General features: G+C 55.6%; 5 protein-coding genes and 7 tRNA genes. 1 reads left to right on the forward strand and 11 read right to left on the reverse strand.

The annotated features are described in order from the left end of the window. The 4 genes from corC to miaB form a co-directional block, all read right to left on the reverse strand. On the reverse strand, positions 1–879 hold the full coding sequence (corC, locus tag AC3WOK_RS17600) for a CNNM family magnesium/cobalt transport protein CorC (protein WP_021242574.1): 879 nt from the start codon (positions 877–879) through the stop codon (positions 1–3). 89 nt (positions 880–968) lie between these two features. Further along, complete coding sequence (gene ybeY, locus AC3WOK_RS17605; RefSeq protein WP_008501052.1) at positions 969–1436, reverse strand: rRNA maturation RNase YbeY; 468 nt, start codon at positions 1434–1436, stop codon at positions 969–971. Beyond that, positions 1433–2479 (reverse strand): PhoH family protein, encoded by a 1047-nt coding sequence (locus tag AC3WOK_RS17610; protein ID WP_047347093.1) that lies wholly within the window; start codon positions 2477–2479, stop codon positions 1433–1435. Before AC3WOK_RS17610 ends, ybeY begins: the two co-directional genes overlap by 4 nt. A gap of 163 nt (positions 2480–2642) precedes the next feature. Further along, the gene (gene miaB / locus AC3WOK_RS17615; RefSeq protein WP_028012350.1) at positions 2643–4067 is read right to left on the reverse strand and encodes a tRNA (N6-isopentenyl adenosine(37)-C2)-methylthiotransferase MiaB; all 1425 of its coding nucleotides are present in this window, start codon (positions 4065–4067) and stop codon (positions 2643–2645) included. A gap of 135 nt (positions 4068–4202) precedes the next feature. Here miaB and ubiF point away from each other — a divergent pair, with 135 nt between their 5' ends. Further along, entirely contained in the window at positions 4203–5378 is a 1176-nt protein-coding gene (ubiF, locus tag AC3WOK_RS17620; protein WP_492354890.1) for a 3-demethoxyubiquinol 3-hydroxylase, read from the forward strand. Positions 5379–5500: 122 nt separating this feature from the next. Here the strand turns inward: ubiF and AC3WOK_RS17625 are convergent. The 7 genes from AC3WOK_RS17625 to AC3WOK_RS17655 form a co-directional block, all read right to left on the reverse strand. Then, positions 5501–5575, reverse strand: a tRNA-Gln gene (locus AC3WOK_RS17625). Positions 5576–5611: 36 nt separating this feature from the next. Continuing rightward, positions 5612–5686: transfer RNA gene (locus tag AC3WOK_RS17630), tRNA-Gln, on the reverse strand. Between the two features lie 40 nt (positions 5687–5726). Beyond that, positions 5727–5803: transfer RNA gene (locus AC3WOK_RS17635), tRNA-Met, on the reverse strand. 17 nt (positions 5804–5820) lie between these two features. Further along, a tRNA-Gln gene (locus AC3WOK_RS17640) sits at positions 5821–5895 on the reverse strand. 32 nt (positions 5896–5927) lie between these two features. Further along, positions 5928–6002, reverse strand: a tRNA-Gln gene (locus AC3WOK_RS17645). 23 nt (positions 6003–6025) lie between these two features. Beyond that, a tRNA-Leu gene (locus AC3WOK_RS17650) sits at positions 6026–6110 on the reverse strand. Positions 6111–6118: 8 nt separating this feature from the next. Then, a tRNA-Met gene (locus AC3WOK_RS17655) sits at positions 6119–6195 on the reverse strand.

Raw genomic sequence — 6195 nt, forward strand, 5'->3', positions numbered from 1 at the left:
TTAATCTTCCAGTTTTGGCACCGGTGAATCGTCCGGCGTTCTGACGTGAACCTGTATAATACGTCGGCTGTCGGCCATTGCCACTTTGAACTGGTAACCGTCAATGTCAACGGTCTCGCCGCGCGCCGGAAGATGGCCAAAGGCCTGCATCACCAGCCCGCCAATGGTATCAACCTCTTCATCGCTGAAGTGGGTACCGAAGGCGTCGTTGAAGTCTTCAATCGAGGCCAGCGCGCGCACGGTCCAGGTGTGGCGGCTGAGCTGACGGAAGTCGATGTCTTCCTCTTCGTCATACTCATCTTCGATTTCGCCCACGATCAGCTCAAGAATATCTTCGATCGTGACAAGACCGGACACGCCACCAAATTCATCAATAACAATCGCCATGTGGTAACGCTGAGAGCGGAACTCTTTCAGCATCCGATCCACACGTTTACTCTCCGGCACAACCACGGCCTGGCGTAACACTTTTTCCATGCTGAAGGCTTCGGCATCGCTGCGCATAAACGGCAGCAGATCTTTCGCCATCAAAATCCCTTCGATGTGATCTTTGTCTTCGCTGATAACCGGGAAACGCGAGTGGGCGGATTCGATGATGACATCGAGGCACTCGTCCAGGGTCTGGTTGCGTTTCAGGGTAATCATCTGCGAACGGGGGATCATGATATCGCGGACGCGCTGGTCGGCGATGTCCATAACCCCTTCGAGCATTTCGCGCGTATCTTCGTCGATAAGGTCGTTCTGCCCGGAATCACGAATCAGCTCCAGCAGTTCATCACGGTTTTTCGGTTCGCCGTGGAAAAGCTGGTTCAGAATGAGGGAGAAAAATCCCTTTTTACTGGTTGTCGTGTCGCTACTGTGTGAATTGTCGTCGCTCATGGCGTTTGTTAAGGGTTCTCTTGTTAGTTCAACGTTTACCGCCACGCGATGTCGTTTCGTGGCGGCATGTTAGTCCGTCAGGTGACGGACTATTCTTTCTCGGCAATGTACGGATCCTCATAGCCCAGAGCAAGCATTATCTCTGTCTCGAGGGACTCCATCTCTTCCGCTTCGTCGTCTTCGATATGATCGTAGCCGAGCAGATGCAGGCTGCCGTGTACCACCATGTGCGCCCAGTGGGCCTCAAGGGGTTTTTGCTGCTCTTTGGCTTCCTGTTCAACCACCTGACGGCAGATGATCAGATCGCCCAACAGCGGCATCTCGATACCCGGCGGCGCTTCGAACGGGAAAGAGAGCACGTTGGTCGGCTTATCTTTCCCGCGATAGGTCAGGTTAAGCTCGTGGCTTTCTGCTTCATCCACCAGGCGAATCGTGACTTCTGATTCTTCCTGAAACTGGGGGATAACGGCATCCAGCCATTTCTGAAACTGTGCCTCATCTGGCATGCCGGAATTATCTTCACAGGCCAGCTGTAAATCGAGGATCACCTGACTCATTTCTGTTCTTGCTCCTGCGCTTCGCGCTTACGTTCTGCGGCCAGTTCGGCCTTACGCTTCTGATCCGCCTCTTCCCAGGCTTCATAAGCGTTAACGATACGCGCGACCACCGGGTGGCGTACCACGTCTTCACTGTGGAAGAAGTTAAAGCTGATTTCGTCGACCTCGGCCAGCACCTCAATGGCGTGGCGCAGGCCCGATTTGGTGCTGCGCGGCAGGTCAATCTGCGTCACGTCACCCGTAATGACCGCCTTTGAGTTAAAGCCGATACGCGTCAGGAACATCTTCATCTGTTCGATGGTGGTGTTCTGACTTTCATCGAGGATGATGAACGCATCGTTCAGCGTACGGCCACGCATGTAGGCGAGCGGAGCAACTTCAATAACGTTACGCTCAATGAGCTTCTCGACCTTCTCAAAGCCCAGCATTTCAAACAGCGCATCGTATAAAGGGCGCAGATACGGGTCGACCTTCTGGCTCAGATCGCCCGGCAGGAAGCCCAGTTTTTCACCCGCTTCAACGGCAGGGCGGGTCAGCAGGATGCGCCGGATGTCCTGGCGCTCCAGCGCATCAACCGCAGCGGCAACGGCCAGATAGGTTTTACCCGTACCCGCCGGACCCACGCCGAAGGTGATGTCATGGTCAAGAATGTTGGCGATGTACTGCGCCTGGTTTGGCGTGCGCGGCTTAATCACGCCACGCTTGGTCTTGATATTAATGGCTTTGCCATAGTCCGGCACGCTTTCCGCGCTCTGTTCCAGCACGCGCGCCTCTTTAATGGCGAGGTGGATCTGTTCCGGTTCGATATCCTGAATTTCGCCGCGCATCGGGGCGGTATCGACATACAGGCTACGCAGAATGTCCGCGGCGGCGTTGACGCAGATAGGGCGTCCGGTAAGTTTGAAATGATTATCGCGACGATTGATTTCGATACCCAGACGTCGCTCCAGTTGTTTGATGTTGTCATCAAACGGCCCGCACAGGCTCAGCAGGCGAGCGTTGTCTGCTGGCTCAAGGCTAATTTCACGCGTATCTATGTTCAAACTGTTCCTCTTTGATTGGTTAACTGATCCGTTGCGACAGGGCGTAATAAAACGGTCATTACCGAAATTATTCACGCCATAGAATAAAGGCGCAAGCGTTGCGGATGATATTGGGGACGATAAGAGGAAATACAAGGCCTGCCGGAAAGGCAGGCCATGAGGATTAAGGCTGGTAAATTCCCACGCCAGAATCATTTTCTTTGCGGGTACGCGAAATCACGGATTCCGGCGACTCTGCAATACGCAGGCCCATTTCGTCTTCGGTACGTACCACTTTTGCGCGCAGCGAGTTGGTCAGCACTTCGACAATCTCGACGTCCACGAATTTACCGATCATGTCCGGGGTGCCTTCAAAGTTCACCACGCGGTTGTTCTCGGTACGGCCGGAGAGTTCCATAATGCTCTTGCGCGAGGTGCCTTCTACCAGAATGCGCTGAACGGTGCCGAGCATACGGCGGCTCCAGGCATTGGCCTGCTGGTTGATGCGCTCCTGCAGAATATACAGACGCTGCTTTTTCTCTTCTTCCGGTACATCGTCAACCATGTCGGCCGCGGGCGTTCCCGGACGCGCTGAGAAGATGAAGCTGTAGCTGACGTCAAAGTTCACTTCGCCGATGAGCTTCATGGTGCGCTCGAAGTCATCAGCGGTTTCGCCAGGGAAGCCGACGATAAAGTCAGAGCTTATCTGGATATCCGGACGGGCTTCACGCAGCTTACGGATGGTCGATTTGTACTCCAGGACCGTGTGCGGACGACCCATCAGGTTCAGCACGCGGTCAGAGCCGCACTGAATCGGCAGGTGCAGGAAGCTCACCAGCTCTGGCGTATCGCGATAGACGTCGATGATGTCGTCGGTAAATTCCATCGGATGGCTGGTGGTAAAGCGAATGCGGTCGATGCCGTCAATCGCGGCCACCAGACGCAGCAGTTCGGCAAAGCTGCCGGTGGTGCCGTCGTAGTTCTCTCCGCGCCAGGCGTTAACGTTCTGGCCCAGCAGGTTCACTTCGCGAACGCCTTGTGCGGCAAGCTGCGCGATTTCAAACAGAATGTCATCCGCCGGTCGGCTGACTTCTTCACCACGGGTGTACGGCACCACGCAGTAGGTACAGTACTTGTTGCAGCCTTCCATGATGGAGACGAAGGCGGTCGGGCCATCGGCGCGCGGCTCCGGCAGACGGTCAAATTTTTCGATTTCCGGGAAGCTGACGTCAACGACCGGGCTGCGATTGCCGCGAACCTGGTTGATCATCTCAGGCAGGCGGTGCAGGGTCTGCGGGCCAAAGACAATATCCACATACGGGGCTCTCTGGCGGATCAGCTTGCCTTCCTGCGACGCGACGCAGCCACCCACGCCGATGATCAGGTCCGGATTTTTTCGCTTGAGGAGTTTCCAGCGACCTAATACGTGAAAGACTTTTTCCTGCGCTTTTTCACGAATGGAACAGGTGTTCAGCAGCAGCACGTCCGCTTCTTTCGCATTTTCAGTCAGCTGGTATCCGTGGGTGGTATCCAGCAGATCGGCCATCTTGGATGAATCGTATTCGTTCATCTGACAGCCCCAGGTTTTTATATGGAGTTTTTTAGTCATCGACTTGCTCAGCTCAGGATTGCAAGCCGCGTATTGTAATGCTTTGGTGGGGTTGTGACCAGTATGAAGGTTATGTGTCTCAGGACCGAAAAAATCCGGTAAACTTAAGGGATTCTCCAATAAGGAAAATTGACCATGACACTCCAACACACCGAAGTTGCCGTTGTCGGCGGCGGTATGGTCGGCGGCGCGCTGGCGCTGGGGCTGGCGCAGCAGGGATTTGAGGTAACGGTAATTGAACAGTCGGCGCCTGCGCAATACGATCCGGCGGCCAAACCGGATGTGCGTATTTCCGCTATCAGCGCGGCCTCCGTTGATCTGCTGCGCGGGCTGGGCGTCTGGGAGGCGGTGCTGGCGATGCGCGCCCATCCTTACAGCCGTCTTGAAACCTGGGAGTGGGAAAATGCCCACGTCGCGTTTGATGCCGCCGAGCTGAAGCTACCGCGCCTGGGCTATATGGTGGAAAACAACGTGCTCCAGCGGGCGCTCTGGCAGGCGCTGGAGGCGCACCCGAAGGTAACGCTGCGTGTTCCGGCGTCGCTTAAGGCGCTGCATCCTCTCGATAGCGGCTATTTACTAACGCTCGACAGCGGCGATGAACTGGCCGTCAAGCTGGTCGTCGGGGCGGACGGCGCCAACTCGCAGGTCAGGCAGATGGCGGGTATCGGGGTTCATGCCTGGCAGTACGAGCAGTCCTGTATGCTGATTACCGTCCAGTGCGAGAAGGCGCCGGGAGAGAGCACCTGGCAGCACTTTACCCCGAATGGTCCGCACGCCTTTCTACCGCTGTTCGATAACTGGGCGTCGCTGGTGTGGTACGACAAACCGGCGCGCATTCGCCAGCTGCAGGGGCTTTCAATGGAGCAATTGCAGCGGGAGATTCACATGCACTTCCCGAGCCGTCTGGGCAACGTTACGCCGGTCGCTGCAGGGGCGTTCCCGCTCACGCGCCGTCACGCATTGCAGTATTCCCGTGAAGGGCTGGCGCTGGTGGGGGATGCAGCACACACCATTCACCCGCTGGCCGGGCAGGGTGTGAACCTGGGGTACCGTGACGTTGAGGCGTTGCTGGATGTGCTGGGCAGCGCCCGCGGGCATGCGGAAAACTGGTCCAGCCATCAGGTTCTGAAGCGTTACCAGACGCGACGCATGGCGGATAACTTTATCATGCAGTCGGGAATGGATCTGTTCTATGCCGGGTTCAGCAATGACTTAGCCCCGGTGCGTATTCTACGTAATATTGGATTGATGGCGGCGGAACGCGCCGGTGGCTTGAAGCGTCAGGCGCTGAAATACGCCTTAGGACTTTAATCTTCGCTCCGACTATTCCCTCGCCCCTTTGGGGAGAGGGTTAGGGTGAGGGGGCATCAGGCCACACTATTCTGAACAACAAAAACAAAAAAGCCCGCATAGCGGGCTTGTTTGTTACTAAGTGGCTGGGGTGCAGGGATTCGAACCCCGGAATGCTGGTATCAGAAACCAGAGCCTTACCGCTTGGCGACACCCCAATTGCGTTAAACAAACTGCTTAACGACTTTTTAAATTGGCTGGGGTACGAGGATTCGAACCTCGGAATGCCGGAATCAGAATCCGGTGCCTTACCGCTTGGCGATACCCCAACAATTTGTCTTGATTACCGAAAAAACGACAATCTAAATTTGGTGGCTACGACGGGATTCGAACCTGTGACCCCATCATTATGAGTGATGTGCTCTAACCAACTGAGCTACGTAGCCAGTACTGCAATCTTCGATGGCTGGGGTACCTGGATTCGAACCAGGGAATGCCGGTATCAAAAACCGGTGCCTTACCGCTTGGCGATACCCCAATACCGCGGAGAACCGCAAAATCGAAGAAATATGGCTGGGGTACCTGGATTCGAACCAGGGAATGCCGGTATCAAAAACCGGTGCCTTACCGCTTGGCGATACCCCATCCGTGCAACGCTTTCCTGGGAATGGTGCGGGAGGCGAGACTTGAACTCGCACACCTTGCGGCGCCAGAACCTAAATCTGGTGCGTCTACCAATTTCGCCACTCCCGCAAAAAAGATGGTGGCTACGACGGGATTCGAACCTGTGACCCCATCATTATGAGTGATGTGCTCTAACCAACTGAGCTACGTAGCC

The organism is Enterobacter sp. FW301-JW81, from assembly GCF_058788735.1.